Below are 25,881 nucleotides of genomic sequence, written 5' to 3' on the forward strand. Positions count from 1 at the left end.
GTCAGGGAGCCCCCGCATTGAGGGTCGCATTATAAATACGAATGATTCTCGAAACTAATCGCATTTTTATTCTGTGGCGAAGTTGCATCATTGTTGATACATGGGGGTGACGCGCGGACGTGATGCATGCGCCTGCATGCATCGCGGGGCTCGGATAGAATCCGAAACTTGCGGGAACTGGCCTGGAAACTGGCCTGGGAAATGGCCCGGTAGCCGCCGGTGCGTGGTTTTGGCTGCTATGCGAGTCGTTTCAGGCGTTTTTCAGCGTTTCCCGCCGAGTGAGGCAGGCCAGCGCTTTGCCTCGCCGCCCGCCCTGTCATCACCGCCATCCATGCCGACCCCTGCTACTGCTCCGGCCACCGCGCCGGACTCTGTTTTTCGCGACCCTTCGTTTCGGCTGTTCTGGTTTGCCCGCCTGTGCACCACCATCGGCTATCAGATCTTCACGGTGGCCGTGGGCTGGCAGATGTATGACCTCACCCGCGATCCCTTCATGCTCGGCATGGTGGGCCTGGTGCAGTTCCTGCCCTCGGTGATGCTCCTGCTGGTGTCAGGCCATGTGGCTGACCGTTTCGACCGGCGCCTGATCGTACGGACCTGCCAGACGCTGGAAGCGCTGATCGCGGTGTCGATGGCGGTGGCGAGCCTGAAGGGCTGGATCACGCGCGATCACATCTTTGTCTTCGTGGCGCTGATCGGCGCCACCCGCGCATTCGAGACGCCGACCCTGCAAGCGCTGCTGCCCAGCGTGGTCACGCCGCGCCAGCTTCCGCGCGCAGTGGCCTTGTCCAGTTCCGCCACGCAGACGGCCATCATCATCGGCCCCGCGCTGGGCGGCTTTGCCTATGTGGCCGGCCCCGGCGTGGTCTACGCCATTAGCGCCACGCTGTTCGCCGTGGCCGCCTGCCTGGTGAGCGTGCTCAAGCTGCGCCAGGCCGCGCAGCGGCTGACCACGCCAGTCAGCGTCACCACGCTGTTTGCCGGTTTCTCCTATATCCGCAGCCGTCCGGTGCTGCTCGGCGCGATCTCGCTGGATCTGTTCGCCGTGCTGCTGGGCGGCGCCACCGCGCTGCTGCCAATCTATGCACGCGATATCCTCCACACCGGGCCCTGGGGCCTTGGCCTGCTGCGCTCGTCGCCCGCCGTCGGCGCGCTGGTAACCGCGTTGTGGCTGGCTCATCACCCGATGAACCGCCGCGTGGGACGCGTGATGTTCGGCGCGGTGGCCGTGTTCGGCGTGGCCACCATGGTGTTCGGCGTCTCGCACTGGCTGCCGCTGTCGATGGCGGCGCTGATCATGCTCGGCGCTTCCGACATGATCAGCGTGGTGGTGCGGTCCACCCTGGTCCAGCTCGATACGCCCGACGATATGCGCGGGCGCGTGGGGGCCGTCAACTCCGTGTTCATCGGGGCATCCAACCAGCTTGGCGAGTTCGAGTCGGGCGTCACGGCCGCACTGCTCGGGCCGGTCGGCGCGGTGTTGCTGGGCGGCATCGGCACGCTGGTGGTCGTGGCGGTGTGGATGCGCCTGTTCCCCTCGCTGGCCTCGCGCGACCGCTTGCACGATTACTCCTTGACGGCCTGAACGCCGGCCGGATAGCGCCCTGCGGTCCGGCTGCACCGGTTCATTACGCCTCTCCCGCACCAAAGCGTACCCAATTCTGCGTGCCTCGACGGTGCCGTTCGGGCGCCGAAATGCGCCACCTTTCGATCCCACACCATGCCGCGTGTGCCGGAAATATGATGCTTGCACCGCTTTGCTGCGCGATGCCATGCACATATAAAAGTATCTGAAATGGCACTCAGGCGAATTTTTTTGAACCGGCGCGAGCCCTTGTCCACTAAGGGCTTGCGCCGGTTTGGCCGGCTGCCATCGCGCAATCCGGGGAAACCAAAGCCCCTGTCATCTGTCCTGAAAGTATCCCCAATTTCAATCAACTGTAGGTGATCGTCTGACATCCGGTCAGACGGTCTCGGGCAGACCAGAACACCGCGCCATGAGAAAACAATACACGGCGCGGTGTTTGGGCTTTGGCAGTCCCTTTGGACGTCCCGATACCGCCAGTGACAGGAGAGCGTCCGGATATGTGTGGCATTGCTGGAGAATTACGTTTCGATCAGGTCATGGCCAACCTGCACGCCGTCGCCGCCATGACGCGCGACCAGGCGCCGCGCGGCCCCGACGGAGAGGGCCTGTTTAGCCTGGGCAGCCGTGCGTTCGGCCATCGCCGGCTGCGCATCATGGATTTGTCGCAGCGCGCGCACCAGCCCTTCATCGACAACGAACTGGGCCTGGGCATCGTGTTCAACGGAGCGATCTATAACCACGCTGCGTTGCGCGAAGAACTGGCCGCCCAGGGCTACCGCTTTGCCTCGACCGGCGATACCGAAGTCATCATCAAGGCGTGGCATGCTTGGGGGCCGGCCGCGCTCGACCGCTTCGCCGGCATGTTCGCCTTCGCCCTGTGGGAGCGCGATTCCGGCTTGACGCACCTGGTGCGCGACCGCCTGGGCATCAAGCCGTTGTACTACTCGGCCACGCCGCAGCGCCTGCGCTTTGCTTCCACGCTGCCAGCCTTGCTGGCCGGTGGCGATATCGACACCACGCTTGACCCCGTAGCGCTGCATCACTACCTGAGCCTGCACGCCGTGGTTCCCGCGCCCCACACCATCCTGCAAGCGGTGCGCAAGCTGCCGCCGGCCACGCATATGACGGTGCAGCCCGACGGCCGCACCGACAGCCGCACCTGGTGGCGGCTGGATTTCAGCCGGAACACAGACGATCTCGAGCGGCCGTTCGAGGCCTGGCGCGATCTCGCGCTCGCCACGCTGCGCGACGCCGTGCGCCGCCGCACCGTGGGCGATGTGCCGGTGGGCGTGCTGTTGTCCGGTGGCGTCGACTCCAGCCTGATCACCGGCCTGCTCGCAGAAACGGGTACGCACGACCTGCGCACCTACGCCATCGGCTTCGAAACCGTGGGCGGCGAGGCTGGCGACGAGTTCCGGTACTCCGACCTGGTGGCCAGGCACTTCGGTACCCGCCACGAGAAGATGATGATTCCGGCGGCCGGCCTGCTGACCGCGCTGCCCGACGCCATCGGCGCCATGAGCGAGCCGATGGTCAGCCACGACTGCGTGGCCTTCTACCTGCTGTCCGCCGCCGTGGCGAAACACAGCCGCGTGGTGCAGAGCGGGCAGGGCGCCGACGAAGTTTTCGGCGGCTACCACTGGTACCCGCCGCTGGCCGGCAACACGGACGCGGACGGCGGGGTCGCCGCCTACCGGCACGGCTTCTTCGACCGCAGCCACGGCGAGATGGCGGAGCTGCTCGCGCCGCAATGGCTGGCCGACGATCCTAGCGGCCGTTTCCTTGCCGCGCACTTCGCCCAGGCCGGCGCCGACAGCGCTATCGACCGCGCGCTGCGCGTGGACACCACCGTGATGCTGGTGGAGGACCCGGTCAAGCGCGTCGACAACATGACCATGGCGCACGGCCTGGAAGCGCGCGTGCCCTTCCTCGACCACGAGCTGGTGGAACTGGCCGCGCGCATGCCGGCGCGCCACAAGGTCGCCGCGGGCGGCAAGCATGTGCTCAAGGAAGCGGCGCGCCAGGTGATCCCGGCCGCGGTGATCGATCGCCCCAAGGGCTATTTCCCGGTGCCGGCGCTGAAGTACCTGCGCGGCCCGTTCCTGGATTACGTGCGCGGCTACATCAGCAGCGATCGCGCGCGCAGCCGCGGCCTCTACCGCGACGGCGTGGCCGACGCCATGCTCGACGCGCCCGATAGCCATATCACCCCGCTCAAGGGCTCCAAGGTCTGGCAGATCGCGCTGCTCGAAGCGTGGTTGCAGACGCGCGGCATCTGACCGGCGCAGCGATGCAGCGATAGCACGCCAGCCTGACGGGACGCTGCACGAGACACCAACAGGAGGAAGACCCACATGCCATCCACTTTCAACCTTGTCAGCCTTTCCGCGCGCACCAGGGCTACCGGCCGGACCGCGCCCTCGCCGCATCCCGCCGGCGCGATGCATGACCCCGCCGGCGAGGATCGCACTGGCGCTGCCACCCCGCGCAGCGCCTGCGAGCCACCGGCGCCGGTGTCGACCCGCCCCAATGCCATGATCGATTGCGGCTGGGGCCGGCTGATGTTCGCACCGGCCTTCGGTTCGCCGGCGCTGCTGGCTGCCGAACTGCAGCAAGAAGCGCCGGGCCGGCGCGATATCGCGCTCTACGTGGACGCGCCGCAACTCGTGCTCGCGCAAGCGCCGCAGACGCTGTTCCTCGATCCTTCGCTGCTGTTCCGCCGCCGCCTCGATGTGCCGCTGGACGATAGCGCGCCATCTCCTGGCGTCACCATTCGCCGCCTCGCGACCCGCGCCGACATCGCCGCCATCAATCGCCTCTACGCCATGCGCAAGATGGTGCCGCTAGACGCTGCCACCGTGTGGCGTCAACGCGAGCAGGAAGCGGTGGTCTACCTGCTCGCCGAGGATGAGCAGAGCGGCGAGATCGTCGGCTCGGCCATGGGCGTGGACCATGCGCTGGCCTTCGGCGACGAGCAGGGCGGCAGCAGCCTGTGGTGCCTGGTGGTGGATCCGCAGACCCACCTCGCCGGCGTGGGGCGCGCGCTGGTCACGCACCTGCTCGCGCGCTTTGCCGAACGCGGCAGGCAGTCGCTCGACCTCTCGGTGCTGCACGACAACGAGCACGCCATCGGCCTGTATCACAAGCTCGGCTTCAGCCAGCTCGATGGCTTTGTCATCAAGCACAAGAACGCCATCAACGAGCCGCTGTTCGCCGGCAGCAGCGAGTGCGACCAGCTCAATCCCTACGCCGCGCTGATCGTCAAGGAAGCGCGCCGGCGCGGCATCGGCGTGGACATCGTCGATGCCGCCAGCGGCATCTTCGGCCTGCGCTTCGGCGGGCGCGAGGTGCTGTGCCGCGAATCGCTTTCGGAGCTGACCGGCGCGGTGGCCATGACATGGTGCCAGGACAAGGCGCTCACGCGTGCCCGGCTGGATGCGGCGGGCCTCTCGGTGCCGCGCCAGCAGCCCGCGGGCAGCGAGGCAGACAACGCCGCCTTCCTTGGCGCCTGCGGCTCGGTGGTGGTCAAGCCCGCCTGCGGCGAGCAGGGGCGCGGCATCAGCGTGGACGTGCGCGACACCGCGCAACTGCCCAGCGCTATCGAAGCCGCGCAGCGCGAAGGCGGCAACGTGTTGCTGGAGTCGTTCTGTCCCGGGCAGGAATTGCGCATCGTCGTGATCGGCTACGCGGTGGTGGCTGCCGCGATTCGCAAGCCGGCCGAAGTGGTGGGAGATGGCAAGTCGGATCTCAAGACGCTGATCGAGCGCCACAGCGCGCGCCGCGCCGCTGCCACTGGTGGCGAAAGCCGCATTCCGATGGACGGCGAAACCGGGCGCTGCATCGCCGCGCAAGGCCTGGAGATGGCTTCGGTGCCGGCGGCCGGCCAGCGCGTGCCGGTGCGCAAGACCGCCAACCTGCATACCGGCGGCACGCTGCACGACGTCACGGCGGAACTCCATCCGGTGCTGCGCGAAGCCGCAGTTACCGCCGCACGCGCGTTGCGCATCCCGGTGGTGGGACTGGACTTTCTGGTACCCGTGCATGACCAGCCCGACTACGTGATCATCGAAGCCAATGAACGCCCCGGCCTGGCCAACCACGAACCGCAGCCGACCGCCGAGCGCTTTGTCGACCTCCTGTTCCCGTTCACCGCCTGACCGCGTTCCCTGGCGTACCAACCTCTTCCGTACCAACTTCTTCCGTACCAACTTCTTCCTGAACCGAACCATGAACCCGCCCGCATGCAGACACTGACAATCGACCCTTACTACCTCAAGACCACGCTGCTGGAGTTGCTCGCCATCCCCAGTCCCGCCGGGCTGACCGACGAGATCGTGCACTACACCGCGCGCACGCTCGACAACCTGGACATTCCGTACCAGCTCACCCGGCGCGGCACCATCCGCGCCACGCTGCGCGGCAATCGCGCGCAAGCCGGGCTCGGCCCCGACTGCGCTATCGTCGCTCATCTCGATACGCTTGGCGCCATGGTGCGCGAAGTGAAGCCCAACGGCCGCCTGGCGCTCGCTCCCATCGGTACCTGGTCCAGCCGCTGGGCCGAAGGGGGGCGCGTGACACTGTTTACCGAGAGCGGCCGGCATCGCGGCTCGGTGCTGCCCTTGCTGGCTTCGGGCCACGTATACAACGAGGCGGTGGACACGCAACCCGTCAACTGGGACCAGCTCGAACTGCGGCTCGACGAAGATGCCGCCACGCCGCAAGCACTGCGCGAACTCGGTATACAGGTGGGCGATTTCGTCGCGTTCGACGCCAACCCTGAGATCCTCGACAACGGCTTTATCGTCTCGCGCCATCTCGACAACAAGGCCGGCGTCGCCGCGGTACTGGCCGCGCTCAAGGCCGTGCGCGAAAGCGGCGCGCCGGTGCCGATGGACTGCCACGCCGTGTTTACGCTCACCGAAGAAGTTGGTTCGGGCGCCACCGCGGTGATCGAGGACGACGTCAGCGAAGTGATCGGCATCGACATCGGCCCGGTGGCGCCGGGGCAGGGCGCGAGCGAATACGGCGTGACCATTCCGCTGATGGATTCGGCCGGACCGCATGACTATCACCTTACGCGCCGCTTGTTGCGCCTGTGCGAAGAGCACGGCATCCCCAGCCATCGCGACGTGTTCCGTTTCTACCACTCCGACGCGGGCGCGGCGGTCAGTGCCGGGCACGATGTGCGTACGGCGTTGCTTTGTTTCGGCGCCGACGCCTCGCATGGCTATGAGCGCACACGGTTGTCCGTGCTCGTTCATCTTGCCGAATTGCTCACCGTCTATATTCAGAGCGGGCCAACCTTGCCGGAGGACCGCCAGCGCCGCATGGGCTCGGTGGCTGGCTTCTCGCATCAGCTCGATCCCGGCCAGCTCGCGCGCAGCGAAACGCCGTTGCCCGACGCAGGCGAACTGGTGCATCGCCGGCGCGACGGCGCGGCATCGTGAGCTGCACATGACCAGTCTTTCTAATTTGATTGCCGGAGCCGAATCCATGGACCTCAACTTCATCGAGCCCAGAAAGCTGGAAGCAGCCTGGACCTACCTGCTGCAACTGGTGGTGCAGCAGGGCCTGAACTGCATCGCTGCCGTCCTGATCCTGATACTGGGCTGGTGGATCTCGGGCCGTGCCCGCGCCGCCGTGCTGCGCGCATTCGACCGCCCGCGCGTCGATGCCACCTTGCGTCCCATGCTGGCCAGCGTCACGCAGTGGATCGTGCGCGTGATCACGATTGTGCTGGTGCTGTCGCAATTCGGCGTGCAGACCGCCAGCATCATCGCCATGCTCGGCGCCGCCGGCCTCGCCATCGGGCTGGCCTTGCAAGGCACGCTGCAGAATATCGCCGCGGGCATCATGCTGGTGCTGCTGCGACCCTTCCGCGTGGGCCAGTACATCGATGCCCAGGGCGTGGCGGGCACGGTGCGCGAAACCGGGCTGTTCATGACCGAGCTGACCACATTCGACGGGGTTTGCCTGCGCGTGCCCAACGGCAAGATCTGGGGCAGCGCCATCACCAACTACAGCGAGAATCCCACGCGCCGCCTCGATATCGAGGTCACGGTCACCTTCGGCGCCGATATCCAGGCCGCGCTCGATGCGCTGCGCGCCATGCTCGCCGCGGAAGACCGCGTGCTGGCGGACCCGGCCGCCGAGGTGATGGTGGTCAACTACGCGGCGCAAGGCGTGACGCTTAACGTGCGCTGCTGGCTTGCCGCCGGGGATTACTGGAACGTGCGCTTCGCGTTCTACCACCGCATCAAGCAGGCGCTGGAAGCCGCCGGCTGCGCCATCGCCGTGCCGGTGCAGGAACTGCGCGTACCCGACGATGCGCAACTCGCCGTGCCCGCCGCGGCCAATCCCGCGCGCAGGCTGAGCTGAACCATCTGGCCTGATCGTCTTCCGCCGCCGGGGCGCGCAAACGCCCCGGCGGCGATTCTGTTTTGTGGCGCGCCCTCGTGATGCCGCCGCACTTTCGCCCCTTTGGGTCTCTCACGCGTGTCCAGGGCCCGCCATCCGAGCGGCGGGCCCTGGCATGTATTCAAATCTGGAACTGGCATTGACGTTTGAATCCACGCCCGCACTGAACCCCACACGGAACCCATCACATACATCCCCGCGCTTTCGCGCCATGACGCCGCCATGCGAAAGCGCATTTTCCCCCGGGCTGCGCCGCAAGCGCGCACTGACGCGCTGCCTGCCAGCGCTCGCCTGCGCCGCCGTACTGGCCCCGGCCGCACCGATGGCGCACGCGCAGGGCAGCCTCACGCTGTATGGTTTTGCCGATGCCGGCATCTTCCGCCCGGCGCCGGGACAGCCGGTCCAGCTCGGCACCCTGCAGCGCAGCTTCATCGGCCTGCGCGGCAGCGAGCCGCTGGGCGGCGGCTGGGCCGCGACCATGAACCTGCAGACACGTTCGATATGGGCGACGGACGCCTCGAAGCCAGCGGCGCCACGCCTTACTTCCAGGGCGAATCCACCGTCGGCATCGGATCGCCCTATGGCGACCTGCGGTTTGGCCGCGCGCTGACGCCGATGTGGCAATACGACTGGCAGTACGACAGCTGGGACAACTTCAATCGCGTCAGCTCGGTGGCCTGGTTTGTGTACCACCCGTCCTATCGCACCGATCCGTACCACAACGGTCCGGCGGGCGAATATTCACGGCTGAACAACGGCGTGTTCTACGATTCGCCGAAATGGGGCGGCGTGCATGTCCACGTCGCCGCCAGCGTGGAAAAGAACGAGACGCCGGATGCCGCCGGCAACCGGGACCGCACCCGGCCGCTGGCCGCCTCGCTCAACTACGACGCGGGACCGTGGTCCGCCATGCTCACCGCCGAGCGCAACTCGGCCCGCGACAACACCTGGTTTGCCGGGCTCGCCTATGCCTTCAGCGCGGTGCGGCTGATGGCGTCGGTTAGCCAGACGCATCTGAGCGCCGCCAGCCAGGCGTTTCTCGGCGATGCCAGCGCGAAACGCAGCGCGGCCACCCTCGGCGTGAACTGGCGCGTGGGCGCCGTCACGCTGAAGCTCTCCGGCGCGCGGGATTTCCAGGGCTACGGCCAGGCCGGCACGACCGACTACGTCACCAGCGGGCTGGACTATGCGCTATCGAAACGCACCACGCTGTATGGCGCGGTGTCGTATCGCCACAGCCGGCAGGCCAGTGGCGGCACCGGGTTTGGTGCCGGCATCAGCCATAGTTTCTAAGCGGGGCGCTTCAGCCCTCCTGCGCGAACAGCGAGCACGCGCCCGCCTCGGCCGTGCTGACATGGCGCCGGAAGTTTGCGAACAGGTCGCGTCCCACGCCGTGCCGGTTGGCGGTGAGATCGGGCGGCGTCACGTCGCGCGCGGCCCACTCCGCTTCCGGCACCATCACCGTCAGCACGCCGGTGTTCGCATCCACGCGCATCGGGTCGCCGTCGCGCACGCGGGCGATGCCGCCGCCGCTCAGTGCTTCGGGGCAGACGTGGATGGCGGCCGGTACCTTGCCCGACGCGCCGGACATGCGCCCGTCCGTCACCAGCGCCACGTGGAAACCGCGCTCCTGCAGCACTGTCAGCGTAGGCGTGAGCTTGTGCAGCTCCGGCATGCCGCAGGCGGCCGGCCCTTGCCACGGCAGCACGGCGACGAAGTCGCGCTCCAGCTCGCCGCGCTTGAAGGCGTCGATCAGCGCATCCTGCGTATGGAACACCAGCGCGGGGGCCTCGACCACATGGTGCTCGGGCTTGACCGCCGAGATCTTGATTACCGCGCGGCCGATATTGCCGTCAAGCAGCTTGATGCCGCCCTCGGGCGCGAACGGCTGGCTGGCAGAGCGCACCACGCTGTCGTCCAGCGGTGCTTCCGGCCCGTCGATCCAGGTGAGCCTGCCATCGCGCAGCACCGGCTCGCGGGTGTAGTCCGCCAGCCCCTTGCCCACCACGGTAGTGACGTCGTCGTGCAGCAGCCCGAGCTGCAGCAGGCCGCGGATCACCACAGGCAGGCCACCTGCGGCCTGGAACTGGTTCACGTCCGCGCTGCCGTTGGGGTACACGCGCGCCAGCAACGGCACCACTTCCGATAGTTCAGCGAAATCGTCCCAGCCCAGCACGATGCCGGCGGTGCGCGCCATCGCCACCAGGTGCAGCGTGTGGTTGGTGGAGCCGCCGGTGGCCAGCAGGCCGACGATGCCGTTGACGAAGGCGTGCTCGTCGAGCACGTCGGCCACGGGCGTATAGCGCTCGCCGCCATGTACCAGGCGCAGCGCCTGCCGCGCGGACTCGCGCGTGAGCGCCTCGCGCAGCGGCGTGTTCGGATTGACGAAGGCGGTGCCGGGCAGGTGCAGGCCCATGATCTCCATCAGCATCTGGTTGGAGTTGGCGGTGCCGTAGAAGGTACAGGTGCCGGGGCCGTGGTAGGACTGGCTCTCCGCCTCCAGCAACTCGGCGCGGCTGATCTTGCCCTCGGCATAGCGCTGGCGCACGCGGGCCTTTTCTTCATTGCCGATGCCCGTGGTCATGGGCCCGCCGGGCACGAAGATGGCCGGCAGGTGGCCGAAGGACAGCGCGCCCATCACCAGCCCCGGCACGATCTTGTCGCACACGCCGAGGTACAGCGCGCCGTCGAACATCTGGTGCGACAGCGCCACCGCCGTGGACAGCGCGATTACATCGCGCGAGAACAGCGAGAGATCCATGCCGTCCTGACCCTGCGTCACGCCATCGCACATGGCGGGCGTGCCGCCAGCGAACTGCGCGGTGCCGCCCGCTTCCAGCGCGGCCTCCTTGAGCCATTGCGGATACTCCGCCAGTGGCTGGTGTGCCGACAGCATGTCGTTGTAGGACGAAACGATGGCGAGGTTGGGGCGCTCCTGCGCCTTCAGGCGGATTTTGGCCTGCTCTGGCATGGCCGCCACGGCGTGCGCCAGGTTGGTACACGAGAGATGGGCGCGTTCCACCTTCTGCCCCGCCATGGCGCGGGTGCGGTCCATGTAGGGCTGGCGGGTGCCGGCACTGCGCGCCACGATACGGGCGGTGACCCGTTCCAGGACTGGGTGACTTGGCATGGGGATCTCCTGCGTGGGGATGTCTTTTTTCAGCCTAGCGCACTTTGGGGCGGGGTGCACGTATGGTGCGCTGCAAGTTTTTCCTGCAAGTGCTAGACTCCGCTCCATTCTCTGGAGTTCAGGCAACATGAAGCAAGCAGCGCAACGCACCGCCATCGCAGTGTTTGCCGCGGCACCTTACGGTGAACGCGTGCTGCTGGCTATTCACGCCTAGTCTTCCGAGCGTCCGCCCGGAAGGCTGCAAGGCCGGCTCCGGGAGTGACGACACAGCATATCGCCAACCCCGGACGGCCCGCAGGCCCTCCGGGGTTTTGTTTTTTTGTTTCGCCACCATCTGACACGCCATGCGTACCTACGACAAGCTGATCGCCACGATTCAAACCGGCCAAGGGAACGGGAGCTTGCGCTCGTCCCTTGGTGCGGTAACGGCGTCGGCTGGCGTAGCCACCGAGAAGGTTGCGTGCCGCATGCGGCATGCCGGCGCCGCCCCGCAAGCGATCCCATAGCCTCCTGGCCGCACATGCAGTCCGGGAGGCCTCGCAGATCGCCTCCCAGGGACCCAAAACACCCTGGCAGGCACACACCCCGCCAGGGTGTTTGCATTGTAGGCAGCCCATCATGGAAAGCAGAAAAGAACGCAGGAACGAACGCAGAAACCTCAGGAACATCGGCATCATCGCCCACGTCGACGCCGGCAAGACCACCACCTCGGAACGCATCCTGTTCTACACCGGCACCAGCCACCGGCTGGGCGAGGTGCATGACGGCGCCGCCACCATGGATTTCGATCCGCAGGAGCAGGCGCGCGGCATCACCATCAACAGCGCGGCCACTACCGTGTTCTGGCGCGAGCATCAGATCAACCTGATCGATACGCCGGGCCACATCGATTTCAACATCGAAGTGAACCGCTCGCTGCGCGTGCTCGACGGCGCGGTGGTGGTGTTCGACGGTGTGGCCGGCGTGGAGCCGCAGACGGAAACCAACTGGCGCCTGGCGGACCGCTATCGCGTGCCGCGCCTCGCCTTCGTCAACAAGCTGGATCGCACCGGCGCGGATTTCCTGCGCGTGGTGGGCATGATCGAGGACCGCCTCGGCGTGGTGCCGCTCGTGCTGCAATTGCCTATCGGCAGCGAGGGCGATTTCACCGGCGTGATCGATCTCGTCGCCATGCAGGCCTTGCTATGGCAGGGCGGTGCGGACACGACCGGATACGTGACGCAGGCCGTGCCGGCCGCGCAGAGGGAGCAGGCGGCCGTATGGCGCGAACGTTTGCTGGAAACCCTGGCCGAGCATGACGATGCCTTGCTCGAAGATTATCTCGCCGGCCGCGAGCCGGCCGGGGACGCGCTGCGCGCGGCCATCCGGCGTGCAACGATCACCGGCGCCGTGGTGCCGGTGCTGGCGGGATCGGCCTTCAAGAACAAGGGCGTGGAGCCGCTGCTCGACGCGGTGACGGCCTACCTGCCGGCGCCAGGCGAGGTGGATCGCCATGAAGTCAGCGCGGATGCGGACCAGCCGCTGGTGGCGCTCGCCTTCAAGGTGGTGCACGACGCGCACGGCACGCTGACCTTCGTCCGCCTGTATCGCGGCAGGCTTGCCGCCGGGGACACCGTGCTCAACGCCGGCAGCGGCAAGCGTGAACGCGTGGCCCGGCTGTACGAGATGCATGCCGACCGGAAGCAGGAGCGCGATGTTGCCGTGGTGGGCGATATCGTGGCGATCGTCGGGCTCAAGGCGACCATCACCGGCGACACGCTGACAGATCCGGCGCATCCCGTGGTGCTGGAGAGCATCGAGTCGCCCGAACCGGTGATCGACGTGGCCATCGAGCCGAAATCGCAGGCGGACCAGGCTGGCTTGTCGCGCGGCTTGCAGGTGCTGGTGCAGGAAGACCCGAGCCTGCGGTTGCGGCAAGACCCGGAGAGCGGCCAGACGCTGCTGTCCGGCATGGGCGAACTGCAACTTGAGGTCACGCTGGAAAAACTGCGCACGCGGTTCAACGTGGAGGTGACGGTAGGCCGCCCGCAAGTGGCTTATCGCGAAACGCTGACCCGCGCCGCCGATGCACGCTATCTCCATCGCAAGCAAAGCGGCGGGCCGGGCCAGTTCGCGGAAGTGCTGCTGCGTTTCGAGCCGCTGGCGCGTGGAGAAGGCCTGCAGTTCGAAAGCCGCATCACCGGCGGCGCGGTACCGCGCGAGTTCGTGCCGGCGGTGGAAGCCGGTATCCGCCGCGCGGCAGCGCAAGGCGTGCTCGCGGGCTACCCGGTGGTCGATTTCAAGGCCACCCTGCTGGACGGCAGCTACCACGAGCGCGATTCCTCGGCGCTGGCCTTCGAGACTGCGGCGGCGGCAGCCTTCCGCGAAGCCGCGCGCGATGCGCAGCCGATGGTGCTGGAGCCGGTGATGGCCGTGGAGGTGGTGACGCCCGCGGATCATGTCGGCGACGTGATCGGCGACATGCACCGGCGCCGGGGGCTGGTGCGCGGGCAGTCGCAGCGCGGCGGCGATGGCAGCGGCAACACGGTCGTGGTTGAAGCGCATGTGCCATTGGCCGGCATGTTCGGCTATATCGGCAGCTTGCGCGCGCTGACCTCGGGGCGCGCAAGCTTTGCGATGCAGTTCGATCACTATGCGGTGGCGCCAGCAAGGGCGGTGGCGGAGATCGCCGGCTGACGGCAGGCGTTGAACGGGCGGGTACCAGTCTGGTGTCCGCCTTTTTTGTTCAGCGCCGGCTTCCCGGATCGGGGCCGCCAATCTCGGCGTCCCTCCCGTACTCCTTCAAATAACTGAGCACGCCGCGCACTGCCGCCGACATCGGACGCGAGCGCCGCGTCAGCAACCCGAGATTGACCATCGACACCGGCAACTCCACGGGAAGCACGGAGACCATTGCATAACGCGCGTAATACTGCGCAACGTCGTTCGGCACCACGGAAATCATGTCGGAGGTTTCCATCATGGCGGTGGCGGCAAGAATGGACGCGGTCTCGACGATATCCAGGGCATCGATCATGCCCGCCTGTGTCAACGCACTCTCGACTCTCAGCCGCATCGGGCTGCCCACGGGGTGAAGAATCCAGGTCATTGGCACCAGGTCGCGCAGCGCCAGTGGATCGAGCCTGGTCAACGGATGGTCCGGCCGCGCAATCACGCGCATCTGCTCGCCCCTTTCGAACAATTCAATGTCCAGGTCCGGATGACTGAGCCGGTCGGGCAAGCGGCCCAGCACCACATCGAAGTCCCCCCGGATCAGCGACGGCAGCAGGGTGTCGCTGGTCCCCACCTCAATGGAAATCCGCACCTTCGGGTTAGCGGCCTTGAACGCCAGCAGCCCGCGCGTCAGGACCGTCGGCACCGGACCCATGACGGTACCGATCCGCACCAGGCCCGAGGCGCCGCGGCCCAGTTCCGCGATTTCCGCTTCAGCATGGCCGAATTCGTGCGTGACCCCCTGGGCGAAACGGATCAGTACCTCGCCGTAGAGCGTCGGCTCCATGCCCCGCGGAAGGCGCTCGAACAACTGCACGCCGAGTCTTTCCTCAAGCTGCTGCAGCAACAGGCTGGCCGCCGGCTGGGTGGTGTGCATGGCCGCCGCGGCCCGGCGAAGGTTGCGGTGTTCCGCCAGCGCGTTGATCAAGGCGATCTGCCGGCTTGAGATCTTCAGCGGTGCAAACGCTTTCGCCGATTCCGCGGCGGGTTCGGTGGGCTCGGGTTTCACATCGGTTGGCTTCACATCGAATGGATACCAATTTTGGTATCGATATATATGAAAGCACGATTATGCAGGTATCAATAGGGGCTGTACAGTCGACGCGTCCCAGATGGCCAGGATGTCCCAGACGGCCCCAACAACCAATCAGCCGAGCGTCAAATGCGTATTCGAATTACCCACCTCAGCGTCCACGACATTCGCTTCCCGACGTCCAGAACCCTTGACGGCTCCGATGCCATGAATGCCGCTCCGGACTATTCGGCAACCTATGTGGTGCTGCATACCGATGCCCCGCAAGGCATGGAAGGCCATGGGTTGACCTTCACCATCGGCCGTGGCAACGAGATCTGCGTGCTCGCCGTGCAATCCCTGGCCCCGCTGGTGGTTGGCCTGACCCTCGAGGAAATCACCTCGGACATGGGCGCCTTCTGGCGGCGGTTTGCCACCAGCGACAGCCAGTTGCGCTGGCTGGGGCCGGAAAAAGGCGTGATTCACCTTGCCACCGCGGCCATCGTCAACGCCATCTGGGATCTGTGGGCAAAGTCAGCCGGCAAGCCGGTATGGAAGCTGCTGGCGGACATGACGCCTGAAGAACTGGTCCGCTGCCTGGATTTCAGCTACGTGACGGATGCGCTGACGCCGGAGGAAGCGATCGCGCTGCTCCGCCGCCAGGCCCCGGGCAAGGCACAGCGAGAGGCGCAGATGCTCGAGCAAGGCTACCCGGGCTACACCACCGCCGCGGGCTGGCTGGGCTATTCGGAGGAGAAGATGCGCCAGCTGGCGCGCGATGCCGTCGCGGCGGGATGGACGCACTTCAAGCAGAAGGTCGGCGCCGATCTGGAGGAGGATATGCGCCGCGCCACGATCCTGCGTGAGGAGATCGGCTGGGAGCGGACGCTGATGATGGACGCCAACCAGGTCTGGAGCGTGGATCAGTCGGTCGACGCCATGCGCCGCCTCGCGGCCTTCGATCCCTGGTGGATCGAAGAGCCGACCAGCCCGGACGATATTCTCGGGCACGCTGAAATCCGCAAGCGCATTGCGCCCATCGGCGTGGCTACCGGCGAGCATTGCCACAATCGCGTGATGTTCAAGCAGATGTTCCAGGCGCGGGCGCTGGATTTTTGCCAGCTTGACGCCGCGCGCCTCGGCGGTCTCAACGAGGTCCTGATCGTCGTGTTGCTGGCGGCGAAGTTCGGCATCCCGGTCTGCCCGCATGGCGGTGGCGTCGGTTTGTGCGAGTACGTGCAGAACATCTCGCTGTTCGACTACATCGCGGTATCGGGTTCGCTGCAAAACCGCGTGCTCGAATACGTCGACCATCTGCACGAGCATTTCATCGAGCCGGTAGTGATTCGCAACGGCCGCTATATGCCGCCCCAGCGCGCGGGCTACAGCATCGAGATGCATCCCGGCACGCTTGAGCGCTACCGCTTTCCGGACGGACCGGTCTGGGCCGACCTCGGCCCGGCCTGAGCCGCGGCGGCACTGGCGTGCCAGCACAAGCAGAACATCAATAAAACACCAATATCAGGAGACCCCATGCTAACTGCCGACGCTGTCGCGGCGCGCGTTGAGCCCTTGGCCGACGACGCGCAGCGCCTGAACAAACTACTCATTCGCAAGCTGATGCCTTTGCTTGTGATTGTCTACGTGATCAGTTTCCTCGATCGCACCAATATCGCCCTGGCCAAGGCCAGCATGGGGATCGACGTGGGATTGTCGGCGGCCTCCTATGGCCTGGGCGCCGGACTGTTCTTCCTGACCTACGCGCTGTTCGAAGTCCCGAGCAACCTGATCATGCACAAGGTGGGCGCCAGGTTCTGGATCACCCGCATCATGATCACCTGGGGCCTGCTTTCCGCAGGCATGGCATTCGTGCAGGGCGAGACCAGCTTCTACATCATGCGGCTGTTGCTCGGCGTTGCCGAGGCGGGCTTGTTCCCGGGCGTCATGCTCTACCTGACTTACTGGTTTGACCGCGAGCAGCGGGCCCGGGCTACCGGCTACTTCCTGCTGGGCGTCTGCGTCGCCAATATCCTGAGCGGCCCGCTGGGCGGCGCGCTGCTCCAGATGGACGGCCTGATGGGCCTGCATGGCTGGCAGTGGCTGTTCATCATCGAAGGGCTGCCGACCCTGGCGCTCGCCTATGTTGTCTGGAAGACCCTGCCGGATGGTCCGGGCAGCGCACCCTGGCTGACCGTGGAAGAACGCCAGCGGCTGCAGGCGCGGCTGGCTGCGGAGCAGGGCTCGGGCGCGTCCCAGCACCGCTTCACGGAGATGCTGCGCGATCCGCAGATCTGGCTGACCATTGCCGTGTATTTCTGCCACCAGATCACCATCTACACGGTCATCTTCTTCCTGCCGGGCATCATCTCGACCTACGCCAGCCTGTCACCGCTGGAGATCGGCGCGCTCAACTCCGTGCCCTGGGTGGCGGCTGCCCTCGGCGCCGCGATTCTGCCCCGCCTGGCGACAACGCCGCAGCGTTGCCGGCGTATGCTGTTCATCGGGCTCCTGACGATGTCCGCCGGCCTGGTGGTGGCCGCGATGTCCAATTCGTTTATCGGCCTGATCGGCTTCTCGCTGACGGCGTTCATGCTGTTTGTGGTGCAATCTGTTCTCTTTATCTTCCCTTCCAGCCGCCTGAGCGGCACGGCGCTGGCGGGGGGGCTGGCGTTTGTCACGACGTGCGGCCTGTTCGGCGGCTTCTTCGGCCCTTCGATGATGGGCCTGATCGAGCAAGCCACCGGCAGCACCCACAACGGACTGTTGCTGATCGCCGGCCTGCTTGTGCTTGCCGCGCTGATCAGTACCCGGCTGCGGCAGGGACACGAACAAGCCTGATCCGGCACGCATTGGAGACTACATCGCATATGGAAACACTCACCTCTCTCGATTTGTCGGATGCGCTGCCCGACGACGGCTGCGCCGGCACACTGGTGGGACGTGCCTGGGTGCCCGGGGGGATCTCCGGTCCATCCGTCGTCGCGATTCGCGACGACGGTGTCTACGATCTGTCGGAGCTGGCCTGCACCATCAGCGGGCTGCTCGAACTGGATGCGCCCGCCGAGCGGGTCCGGCGCACGCCCGGCCGGCGGCTCGGCAGCCTTGCGGAGATCCTCCGCAATACCGGCCGCCCCGCGCGGGATGCGAGCCAGCCCCATCTGCTGGCGCCGTGCGACCTCCAGGTCATCAAGGCAGCGGGCGTCACGTTCGCGGCAAGCATGCTGGAGCGGGTCATCGAGGAGCAGGCGGGCGGGGATGCGTCGCGCGCGGATGCCGTGCGCCAGGAGGTGAAGGCCCTGATCGGCGACAACGTCGCGGCCGTACGCCCCGGCTCGGCGCAAGCCGATGCGCTGAAGCAACTGCTCATCAAGCAGGGGCTCTGGTCGCAGTATCTCGAGGTGGGCATCGGCCCCTATGCCGAGATCTTCACCAAGGCCCCCGTGCTGGCCGCGGTGGGCACGGGGGCCGATATCGGCATCCATCCGGAGTCCACCTGGAACAACCCCGAGCCCGAGGTCGTGCTCGCGGTCAACAGCGCCGGCACGGTGCTGGGCGCCGCGCTGGGCAACGACGTCAACCTGCGCGACTTCGAGGGCCGCAGCGCCTTGCTGCTGAGCAAGGCCAAGGACAACAACGCCTCCTGCGCCATCGGCCCCTTCCTGCGCCTGTTCGACGCTACCTTCTCGATGGACGATGTGCGTGCGGAGGAGATCCAGTTGCGCGTGGAGGGCGGCGACGGCTTTGTGCTCCGCGGCGCCAACTCGATGAGCAAGATCAGCCGGGACCCGCTCGACCTGGTGGCGCAGGCCGCCTCCCGCTGCCATCAGTATCCCGACGGCTTCATGCTGTACCTCGGCACCCTGTTCGCGCCGACCGAGGACCGCGATGCGCCCGGCTGCGGATTCACGCACAAGCTGGGCGACGTGGTCACCATTCGCAGCCCCAGGCTCGGCACGCTGCGCAACCGCGTCAACCTGGCGGACCGGGCAGAGCCCTGGACCTTCGGCATTCGCGCGCTGGTGAGCAATCTCGCCGCGCGAGGCTTGCTGTCGAATCCGCTGTAAGCGCCATCCTTCATTTCGCCATCTTGAGAGCAAGAGGAACCACCATGCAGTCACCCGCCGCGAGGGAATGGCTTTCACCCACCATCAAACTCAGTCCGGCGGACGACGTGGTGATCGCACGCCAGCAGCTGATTCCCGGCACGTTCCTGAGAGACGAGGGCGTGACCGTTGCCGGCATGATCCCGCCAGGGCACAAGATCGCGCTGCGCCGCATCGAGAGCGGCCAGCCGGTGCGCCGCTACGGCCAGATCATCGGCATCGCGTCGCAGCGGATCGAGCCGGGACAACATGTGCACACGCATAACCTGGGCATGGTCGAGTTTGCCCGCGACTATCGCTTTGGCGACGCCGCGCCCGTGCCGGCCGCGAGCGCGGGCGCGGCCACCTTCCTCGGCATCCGAAGAGCCGACGGGCGCGTTGCCACGCGCAACTACATCGGCATCCTGACCTCGGTCAATTGCTCGGCGACCGTGGCACGGGCGATCGCCGACCACTTCCGCCGGGATATGCATCCCGAAGCCCTGTCGGACTACCCGATGGTGGATGGCGTGGTGGCGCTCACGCATGGCGGCGGCTGCGCCATCGATTCGCAGGGCGAGGGCCTGGCGATCCTGCGGCGCACCCTGGCCGGCTACGCCAGGCACGTGAATTTCGCGGCGGTGCTGTTTATCGGGCTCGGCTGCGAGACCAACCAGATCGGCGACCTGCTCGCCGCCGAAGGACTGGCCGGCAAGCCAGGCCTGCGCACGGCGGTGATCCAGGAAGCGGGCGGAACGGCACGCACCGTCGCGCTCGGCGTCGAACAGGTCAGGGACATGCTGGCCGAGGCCAATCGCGTGGCGCGGGAGCCAGTCAGCGCCGCGCACCTGGTGGTCGGGTTGCAATGCGGCGGCTCAGACGGCTATTCCGGCATCACCGCCAACCCCGCGCTTGGCAATGCCGTGGACCGCCTCGTCGGCCAGGGCGGCACGGCCATCCTGTCGGAAACCCCGGAGATCTACGGCGCCGAGCACCTGCTCACCCAGCGTGCCGTGTCGCGCGTGGTGGGCGAGAAGCTGGTTGCGCGCATCCGCTGGTGGGAAGCCTATTGCGCCAGGCTCGATGCGAACCTCAACAACAATCCCTCGGCCGGCAACAAGGCGGGCGGGCTGACGACCATCCTGGAGAAGTCTCTCGGCGCGGTCGCCAAGGGCGGCAATAGCCCGCTCATGGATGTGCTGGAGTATGCGGAGACCGTCCGGAGCAAGGGGCTTGTCTTCATGGATACGCCGGGCTACGACCCGGTATCGGCAACCGGCCAGGTTGCCGGCGGCGCAAACCTGATCTGCTTCACCACGGGCCGGGGCTCGGCCTATGGGTGCGCGCCTACGCCATCGCTGAAGCTCGCCACCAACAGCGCCGTCTGGCGCAAGCAGCAGGACGATCTTGACCTGAACTGCGGCACGATCGCGGATGGCGAGGAGACCGTTGATGAGGTGGGCGAGCGCATCCTCGCCTTGATGCTGCGGGTGGCTTCCGGCGAGCGCACCAGGAGCGAGATCCATGGCTACGGGCAGAATGAGTTCGTGCCCTGGCAGATCGGGGCGGTGACCTGAACCCCGGCTGGTTCCAGTGTCTCCCGCGCCCGCTGCCCGGATCCGCCGGGCTACCTTCCGCGCCTGCCCCGGACGGCGCGCGCCGCCATTGCCTCATGTACTGCCTCGCGCACGCATCCGGCCAGCAGTTCCGACGTCGGCGTGCGTGACATGCGAGCCGAGCGGGCAATCACCAGGGGCTGCCGGATGGTCTCCTCGCGGATTGGCCTTTCCACCACGCCGGCCGTCTGCGCGGCCGACGGCGCCTGGGTGATCAGCAGGCACACGCCGAGCCCGTTCGCAACCATGCTCCGCGCAAGTTCCAGCGAGGTGGCGCGATAGCGCACTTCCGGCTGCAAGCCGTACTGCCAGAACGGCGCCATCAGGAACTCGCGGCTGTGCGGCAGATCGATCAGGATCAACGGTTCGCCGGCCAGTTCCCGCAGCGAGATCCCGCCTCTTCCCCTGGCCAGTTTCGAGCCGGCCGGCACCAGTCCGTAGGGATGCAGTTCGGCGATGCACTCGCGCTCGATCTCGCTGGGAAGTCCCACGTCATAGGTCAGCGCGAAGTCAATATTGCCGCCGTGCAGCCAGTCTTCGATCTGCGCCAGGTCGCCCTCGGCGAAACGCACCGAGAGCCTGGGAAAGCGCTCGCGCGCGATCCGCAGCAGCACCGGCAGGTACACCGGCGCCAGCGTGCTGAACACGCCGATCTGCACTTCACCCGAGGCGGCATCGCCGCTCTGGTCCGCCTCGAACGCAGCCGCCGCAGCGAGGATCTGGCGCGCCTCGGCCAGCTTGCGCACGCCGAAGCGCGTCAGCGTCATCCTCGACCCCGCGTCACGCGCAAACAGCGCTTCTCCGAACAGCGCCTCCAGTTCGCGGATGGCAACGGAGATCGACGGCTGCGACACATTCAGCGATCGTGCCGCCGCCGTGGTGCTCCCGGCTTCCGCCGCCGCCGCGAAGTAGCGCAACAGGCGCAAGGAGAGTCTCATCAGGAAATCGTATAGGTACTAGTTGATATCAATATTTTACTTGATAGCCAAGTCTGCTGAGAATCCTGTCATCGGCACGCAAGCCACGCTTTATCGCCCTCCTCTGGCGGCGATCGCGCTGGCGAAGCCGCCCTGGCTATCTGGAGGAGTGCGAAGTGAACCATCCTGACCTGCCGCTTGCCGGCATCCGCGTGATCGACTTTTCGCGCGTGCTTGCCGGGCCTTACTGTACGGCCCTGCTCGGCGATCTCGGCGCCGAGGTGATCAAGATCGAGCCGCCGGGCGGTGACGACTACCGCGCGGTCGGGCCTTTCGTCGACGGTGAGAGCGGGCTGTTCGCCGCCATGAACCGCAACAAGCAGAGCATCGTCATCGACCTGAAGGCTGAGTCGGGCCTGGAGCTCGCGCGCTCGCTCTGCGCGCGGGCCGATGTGGTGTTGGAGAATTTCCGCCCCGGGGTAGCCGACAAGCTGGGCATCGGCTATCACTCCCTCTGCGCGCAGAATCCTTCGCTTGTCTACGCCAGCGTATCGGGCTTCGGCCAGACCGGACCCGAATCGCACCGGCCTGCTTACGACATCATCCTGCAGGCGATGTGCGGCCTGATGGACGCCACCGGCTCGCCGGACGGCACGCCGACGCTGCTTGGCGAAGCCGTATCGGATGTGGTGAGCGGCCTCTTCGCGTCGTGGGGCGTGCTGGCGGCACTGCTCTCGCGGGAGAAGACCGGCGAGGGCACGCACGTGGATGTGTCGATGTTCGACGCCACCCTGAGCCTGAGCGCCACGCTGGTCGCCCGCTACGCCGCGACCGGGCTGGCCCCGCGCCGCGTGGGCAACCGCCACCCTTCCTCCGCGCCGTTCGGCGCGTATCGCGCCGCAGACGGCTTCTACGTGGTGGCGGTGCTGAACAACAAGCTGTTCCAGACGCTAGCCGGCACGATCGGCCAGCCGGAGCTGGCGGCCGATCCGCGTTTCGCCGACGATCACTCGCGCTGCAACGCGGAGGGCGCCCTGCGGGCATGCATCGAGGGATGGTCCGCCACGCGCACGGTGGAGGAAGTGAACCAGTTGCTCAGCGCCGCGGGCATTCCGGTCGCTCCCATCCGCAATGTGAAGCAGGCGATGGAGAGCGACCATGCCGCTTACCGCGGCTTGCTCACCGAGGTTCCCGATGCGCGCGGCGGCAAGGTCCGCCTGCCGTCGCAACCCGTGAAATTCTCCGCCTACGGCGCCAATCGCGTGACCGGCGCGCCCGCGCTGGGGGAGCACACGGACGCCATCCTGGAAACGCTCGGCATCGCTGGCGACGCTTTGCCGGCAGTGCGTGCCAGCGGCGCGCTGGGACCGCAGCCGCTCCGGCCCGCCCCGCACCATCGCCCGGCGGCTGGCGCCACACCGGAAGACACCAACATGGAGAATCAACATGCATAAACGATTGGGCGTGCAGCCGGGCGACCTCGAGATTGCCGACGCCATCGGGCGGTTCGCCCAGAGCGAACTCGCGCCGAAGGCCGCCGAGCTCGACCGCGATGAAATCCCGGCCACGCGCTATGTGCCGCTGCTTGCCGAAGTCGGCGTGATGGGCATGAACCTGCCGGAGCGCTGGGGCGGCACCGACACATCGCCCGTCGCGCTGATCCTGTCGCTGGTCGAGATCGCCAAGTCCTGCGCTTCCACCTCGTCGATGATCGGGGCCCACTACCTCGCGACCGACTCCATCCTGATCGGCGGCGACGACAGCCTGCGCGAGCGCTACCTGCCGGACGCAGCGGCCGGCATCAAGCTCGGCGCATTTGCGCTGACCGAGCCGCGCGCCGGCTCGAATCCCGCGGACATGGCGACACGCGCCATCCCGGAGGGCGACGGCTACCGCCTGCGCGGGGTGAAGCACTTCATCTCCAACGCCAACGCGGCGGACTTCATCGTGGTCTACGCGAAGACCGATCCCGAGGCCGGAACCCGCGGCATCAGCGCCTTCGTCGTCGACCGGAAGACGCCGGGCGTGGAAGTCGCCCCGGCGGAGAAGCTGATGGGCATCCGCGGCGCCCCCGCGCACGAAGTGGCGCTCGATTGCCTCGTCCCCGCCGCGAACCGGCTCGGCGCCGAGGGCAGCGGCTTCCGCACCGCCATGAAGGTGCTGGACAACAGCCGCCTGGATGTGGCCGCAACCAGCCTTGGCATTGCAGAAGCCGCGCTCGAAGCCGCGATCGAATGGGCGAAACAGCGCCACGTGGGCGGCGAGCCGCTTTCGCACAAGCAGGGCCTGCAATGGATGTTCGCGGACATGAAGACACGGGTGGAAGCCGCCTGGCTGCTGACCCTGCAGGCCGCGGTCAGGCGCGGGGCCGGCGAGCCCTTTACCGACCACGCCTCGATGGCCAAGCTCTATGCATCGGAAACGGTGGCCTTCGTGACGGATACCGCGTTGCAGATCCATGGCGGCTACGGATTCACGCGCGAGATGCCGCTGGAGCGCCTGGTGCGCGACGCGCGCATCCTGCGGATCTACGAGGGCTCCTCGGAGATCCAGCGCACCGTGATTGCGCGGTCCGCGCTGCGCTGAGCGATCGCCGGCCCAGGTAGTGGGCAGCGCATAAATATTCAGGAGACAACAATGGAAACCCCAGGATCCGGCGCAGCCTCGCCCAGGCTGATCGAGCGCCGCTCGATCGACTACATACCTGAGTCGGAGCGCCACGGCAGCCTGTTCAGCCAGTTCACGCTGTGGCTCGGCGCCAACCTGCAGGTGACCGCCGTGGTCACCGGGGCGCTGGCCGTCGTGCTAGGGGGCGATGTCTTCTGGTCGCTGGTGGGCTTGCTTGCCGGCCAGCTCATCGGCGGCGCCGTGATGGCGCTGCACGGTGCGCAGGGCCCGCAGCTGGGCTTGCCGCAGATGATTTCCAGCCGCGTCCAGTTTGGTGTCTACGGCGCCATCATTCCGCTGGTGCTCGTCTGCATCATGTACGTGGGTTTCTCCGCCGGGGGCATGGTGCTTGCCGGCCAGGCGCTCAGCCGCTTCCTCGGCATCGGCAATGCGAGCGCCATCCTCGTGTTCGCGGGACTGGTCGTGATGCTGGCCGCGCTCGGCTATCGGACCATCCACACGATGGGCCGCGTCTCCAGCATCGTCGGCGTGCTGGCGTTCCTCTATCTCTTTGCCAGCCTCTTGCACGGGCACGATATCGGCGCGCTCCTGCAGAACCGGCATTTCACAGTGGGCTCGTTCCTCCTCGCGGTGTCCTTGTCGGCGTCGTGGCAGATTGCCTATGGGCCCTATGTAGCCGACTATTCGCGCTACTCGCCGCGCTCAACGTCGGCGCTCAAGACCTTCTTCGCGGTGGGCGCGGGCTCGGTGCTGGGTGCGCAAGTCTCGATGGTGTTCGGGGTGTTTGCCGCCGCGCTTGCAGGCGACCGCTTCGCCGGGCACGAGGTCTCGTTCATTGTCGGCCTCGGCGCAAGCGGCGCCGTGGCGGCCTTGCTGTACCTGACCATCGCGCTGGGCAAGCTCACGATCACCACGCTCAATGCCTATGGCAGCGTGATGTCGGTGGCGGCCATCATCACGGGATTTGGCGGGCAGCGCACGATCTCGAGCGGGGCGCGGCTTGGATTTATCCTGCTGATGGTCGGGTTGTCGACGGTGCTGGCGCTCGCCGGCGAGCACGCGTTCCTGAAGGAGTTCTCGGCGTTCCTGCTTTTCCTCCTTGCCTTCTTTACCCCGTGGAGCGCGATCAACCTGGTGGACTACTACTTCGTCACCAGGGAACGCTACGATGTGCCGGCGCTCTCCGATCCGGACGGGCGCTATGGCCGCTGGAACATGACCGGCATCGTGGTCTACGCGGTGGGCGTGCTCGTGCAGATGCCCCTGATCGCCACGAGCTTCTATACCGGCGCGTGGGTGGAGGCGCTGGGCGGCGTGGATATTTCCTGGATCGTGGGGCTGGTGGTGCCGGCCTTGCTCTACTACCTTGCTGCCCGTGCCAGGCGGGACCGGGTCCCGCAGGCGCTGATCCTGCCGGAGGCGCCTGGCGGGGCCAACGCCACGGGCCGCTGAAGGCTGGCGAGACGCCGGTTCAGACGTCGACGATCACCAGCGTCCCGTGGCTGCCGGGCAGCACGGCATGCGCGATGCCGGCCAGGGCGAGATACATCTCTCCCGGCCGGACAACGACGGTTTCGTCCTCCGTTTGCAAAATGAGCTGTCCGCTCACGACAAACAGGCCTTCGTTGTAGCCGTGCGTCTCGGCTTCATACGCCTGCTCATCCATCCTGAGGACCTTGATGCGGGCGGTCCCGACCTGCCCCACGACGGAGGACTTCCAGGCGGCCGGCAGACCGGAGGCAAGGGCGTCAAACTGAATCAGCGGCACAAGCGTGTCTC

The 25,881-nt window shown here is 66.9% G+C and carries 19 protein-coding genes; 15 read left to right on the forward strand and 4 right to left on the reverse strand.

Annotation, left to right across the window (positions count from 1 at the left end):
* The first annotated feature begins 331 nt into the window (after positions 1 to 331).
* The 7 genes from ACZY0R_RS07450 to ACZY0R_RS07480 all read left to right on the forward strand — a co-directional run bounded on the left by ACZY0R_RS07450 (position 332) and on the right by ACZY0R_RS07480 (position 9,298).
* Positions 332 to 1,585, forward strand: coding sequence for an MFS transporter (locus tag ACZY0R_RS07450; protein WP_488857801.1), 1,254 nt, complete (start codon positions 332 to 334; stop codon positions 1,583 to 1,585).
* A gap of 500 nt (positions 1,586 to 2,085) precedes the next feature.
* Positions 2,086 to 3,867 carry an N-acetylglutaminylglutamine amidotransferase gene (locus tag ACZY0R_RS07455; RefSeq protein ID WP_488857802.1) on the forward strand — a complete coding sequence of 594 codons (1,782 nt, stop codon included), beginning with the start codon at positions 2,086 to 2,088 and terminating at the stop codon, positions 3,865 to 3,867.
* A 75-nt stretch (positions 3,868 to 3,942) separates the two neighbouring features.
* Entirely contained in the window at positions 3,943 to 5,745 is a 1,803-nt protein-coding gene (gene ngg / locus ACZY0R_RS07460; RefSeq protein ID WP_488857803.1) for an N-acetylglutaminylglutamine synthetase, read from the forward strand.
* 84 nt (positions 5,746 to 5,829) lie between these two features.
* Positions 5,830 to 7,035: an osmoprotectant NAGGN system M42 family peptidase gene (locus ACZY0R_RS07465; RefSeq protein WP_488857804.1), complete on the forward strand. Its 1,206-nt coding sequence runs from the start codon at positions 5,830 to 5,832 to the stop codon at positions 7,033 to 7,035.
* A gap of 46 nt (positions 7,036 to 7,081) precedes the next feature.
* Complete coding sequence (locus ACZY0R_RS07470) at positions 7,082 to 7,966, forward strand: mechanosensitive ion channel family protein (RefSeq protein ID WP_488857805.1); 885 nt, start codon at positions 7,082 to 7,084, stop codon at positions 7,964 to 7,966.
* A 250-nt stretch (positions 7,967 to 8,216) separates the two neighbouring features.
* Positions 8,217 to 8,615, forward strand: a complete 399-nt coding sequence (locus ACZY0R_RS07475) for a porin (RefSeq protein ID WP_488857806.1) — start codon at positions 8,217 to 8,219, stop codon at positions 8,613 to 8,615.
* Positions 8,507 to 9,298: a porin gene (locus ACZY0R_RS07480; RefSeq protein ID WP_488857807.1), complete on the forward strand. Its 792-nt coding sequence runs from the start codon at positions 8,507 to 8,509 to the stop codon at positions 9,296 to 9,298. Before ACZY0R_RS07475 ends, ACZY0R_RS07480 begins: the two co-directional genes overlap by 109 nt.
* Positions 9,299 to 9,308: 10 nt before the next feature.
* Here ACZY0R_RS07480 and edd read toward each other — a convergent pair whose 3' ends face one another.
* The gene (edd, locus tag ACZY0R_RS07485; RefSeq protein WP_045236445.1) at positions 9,309 to 11,135 is read right to left on the reverse strand and encodes a phosphogluconate dehydratase; all 1,827 of its coding nucleotides are present in this window, start codon (positions 11,133 to 11,135) and stop codon (positions 9,309 to 9,311) included.
* 618 nt (positions 11,136 to 11,753) lie between these two features.
* On the opposite strand from edd, the gene fusA reads away from it, so the two are divergent.
* Positions 11,754 to 13,811, forward strand: a complete 2,058-nt coding sequence (gene fusA / locus ACZY0R_RS07490; RefSeq protein WP_488857808.1) for an elongation factor G — start codon at positions 11,754 to 11,756, stop codon at positions 13,809 to 13,811.
* A gap of 49 nt (positions 13,812 to 13,860) precedes the next feature.
* Here the strand turns inward: fusA and ACZY0R_RS07495 are convergent, their stop codons facing one another.
* Positions 13,861 to 14,856 carry a LysR family transcriptional regulator gene (locus tag ACZY0R_RS07495; protein ID WP_488857809.1) on the reverse strand — a complete coding sequence of 332 codons (996 nt, stop codon included), beginning with the start codon at positions 14,854 to 14,856 and terminating at the stop codon, positions 13,861 to 13,863.
* A 153-nt stretch (positions 14,857 to 15,009) separates the two neighbouring features.
* On the opposite strand from ACZY0R_RS07495, the gene ACZY0R_RS07500 reads away from it, so the two are divergent.
* The 4 genes from ACZY0R_RS07500 to ACZY0R_RS07515 all read left to right on the forward strand — a co-directional run bounded on the left by ACZY0R_RS07500 (position 15,010) and on the right by ACZY0R_RS07515 (position 20,518).
* Positions 15,010 to 16,326: an L-fuconate dehydratase gene (locus ACZY0R_RS07500; protein ID WP_488857810.1), complete on the forward strand. Its 1,317-nt coding sequence runs from the start codon at positions 15,010 to 15,012 to the stop codon at positions 16,324 to 16,326.
* 66 nt (positions 16,327 to 16,392) lie between these two features.
* Entirely contained in the window at positions 16,393 to 17,697 is a 1,305-nt protein-coding gene (locus ACZY0R_RS07505) for an MFS transporter (protein WP_488857811.1), read from the forward strand.
* 29 nt (positions 17,698 to 17,726) lie between these two features.
* Positions 17,727 to 18,923, forward strand: coding sequence for a fumarylacetoacetate hydrolase family protein (locus tag ACZY0R_RS07510; RefSeq protein ID WP_488857812.1), 1,197 nt, complete (start codon positions 17,727 to 17,729; stop codon positions 18,921 to 18,923).
* Between the two features lie 44 nt (positions 18,924 to 18,967).
* Positions 18,968 to 20,518, forward strand: a complete 1,551-nt coding sequence (locus ACZY0R_RS07515; protein ID WP_488857813.1) for a UxaA family hydrolase — start codon at positions 18,968 to 18,970, stop codon at positions 20,516 to 20,518.
* Positions 20,519 to 20,568: 50 nt separating this feature from the next.
* On the opposite strand, the gene ACZY0R_RS07520 is transcribed toward ACZY0R_RS07515, so the two are convergent.
* The gene (locus ACZY0R_RS07520; protein ID WP_488857814.1) at positions 20,569 to 21,495 is read right to left on the reverse strand and encodes a LysR family transcriptional regulator; all 927 of its coding nucleotides are present in this window, start codon (positions 21,493 to 21,495) and stop codon (positions 20,569 to 20,571) included.
* Between the two features lie 155 nt (positions 21,496 to 21,650).
* Between ACZY0R_RS07520 and ACZY0R_RS07525 the strand changes: the two genes are divergently transcribed.
* Genes ACZY0R_RS07525 through ACZY0R_RS07535 form a run of 3 tightly spaced genes read left to right on the forward strand, consistent with a single transcriptional unit; the run spans position 21,651 to position 25,554 of the window.
* The gene (locus tag ACZY0R_RS07525) at positions 21,651 to 22,928 is read left to right on the forward strand and encodes a CaiB/BaiF CoA transferase family protein (RefSeq protein ID WP_488857816.1); all 1,278 of its coding nucleotides are present in this window, start codon (positions 21,651 to 21,653) and stop codon (positions 22,926 to 22,928) included.
* Positions 22,921 to 24,060 carry an acyl-CoA dehydrogenase family protein gene (locus tag ACZY0R_RS07530; RefSeq protein ID WP_488857817.1) on the forward strand — a complete coding sequence of 380 codons (1,140 nt, stop codon included), beginning with the start codon at positions 22,921 to 22,923 and terminating at the stop codon, positions 24,058 to 24,060. The genes ACZY0R_RS07525 and ACZY0R_RS07530 overlap by 8 nt, the downstream gene beginning before the upstream one ends.
* Before the next feature lie 51 nt (positions 24,061 to 24,111).
* Positions 24,112 to 25,554 carry a purine-cytosine permease family protein gene (locus ACZY0R_RS07535; RefSeq protein ID WP_488857818.1) on the forward strand — a complete coding sequence of 481 codons (1,443 nt, stop codon included), beginning with the start codon at positions 24,112 to 24,114 and terminating at the stop codon, positions 25,552 to 25,554.
* A gap of 19 nt (positions 25,555 to 25,573) precedes the next feature.
* On the opposite strand, the gene ACZY0R_RS07540 is transcribed toward ACZY0R_RS07535, so the two are convergent.
* On the reverse strand, positions 25,574 to 25,870 hold the full coding sequence (locus ACZY0R_RS07540) for a cupin domain-containing protein (protein WP_488857819.1): 297 nt from the start codon (positions 25,868 to 25,870) through the stop codon (positions 25,574 to 25,576).
* Between the last annotated feature and the right edge of the window lie 11 nt (positions 25,871 to 25,881).

The organism is Cupriavidus sp. F041, assembly GCF_057814235.1.